The sequence below is a fragment of the Streptomyces sp. NPDC002779 genome, from assembly GCF_042888685.1.
Taxonomy (GTDB): domain Bacteria; phylum Actinomycetota; class Actinomycetes; order Streptomycetales; family Streptomycetaceae; genus Streptomyces.
In genome coordinates, this window is record NZ_JBIAQC010000058.1 from 2,992 (window position 1) to 3,875 (window position 884).

Genomic DNA, 884 nt, shown 5'->3' on the forward strand with positions numbered 1-884 from the left:
TTTCTTTCTTCTTCGCGGGGGGGGTGGTGGGTTTGGGGGGGGGGGGGCCGCCGCCCCCCGGGGGGGGGGCCCCCGCGGGGGGGGGGGGCCCCCCCCCCCCCCCCCCCCCCCCCCCCCCCCACGAAGCGGACGGATGTCAGGCGGTTTTCATGAGGTCGAGGGTCGATTCGATGGAGTTGACCTGGGCGACGAGATACTTGATCCACTTGTCGCCGGGGTGGGCTTGCTCGTGCGGGAGGACCGTGGCGGTCAGGAACCGGCGGAACTCCGTCAACTTCTCGGAGATCACAGACCGTTCGTACTTCTCGAGCACGTCCTTGAGGGCTCCGAGCTGATAGCCGTCGGCGCGGGTCCATGACAGCGGCGGCCAGCCGTTCTCGGCGATGATGTCCTTGAACATCGCGAGCCCGGATCGGACCTGGCAGGGCGTCAGGCCCGAAGCGCGGACCAGCTGCTGGAAGCTCAGCCCCGCGGGCCGGGCCTCGAACAGGATGAACCGCAGTGTGTCTGCGTGGCGTCTGGCCGCATCACCCCGGCGCCGCGAGGCCCGGGCCATGACTCACTCGCCTTTGAGGAACTCGGCCAGGGCGTCATCCATGTCGACCTTGCCGGTGTCGACGGCCTGCTCGATCCAGTCGAGCGTCGCCCGGCATTTCGCGATGTTCTGGTGTACGATCGCGGACTCGTCCTCGTTGAGCGTGCGGTCCCGCAGGCCGGGGACGGTGCGGCCGGCCGCGGCGACGAACGCGTGGCAGGCCGTGACCAGGTCAAGGAACTCAATACTCCTCTTGTCGGCGTACGGACTTTTCTCCCCAGTTGCGTACGGATGAACGTCCCCAGCTGTCAGGCCACTTCGTTCTCCCGCTCGATGGCCTTGAGGCGGT

General features: G+C 68.4%; 2 protein-coding genes. Both read right to left on the bottom strand.

All coding sequences use genetic code 11. The features are described 5' to 3' along the window. Positions 1-136: 136 nt before the first annotated feature. Positions 137-556, bottom strand: a complete 420-nt coding sequence (locus tag ACFYW5_RS37655; protein ID WP_389421649.1) for a RacP protein — start codon at positions 554-556, stop codon at positions 137-139. Between the two features lie 3 nt (positions 557-559). Then, a partial coding sequence (locus tag ACFYW5_RS37660; RefSeq protein WP_389421650.1) for a DUF6192 family protein occupies positions 560-884 on the bottom strand: 325 nt, incomplete at its 5' end.

Coding starts and splice junctions, on each gene's coding strand:
- ACFYW5_RS37655 (WP_389421649.1), bottom strand. CDS start 556: ATGGCCCGGGCCTCGCGGCGCCGGGGTGATGCGGCCAGACGCCACGCA.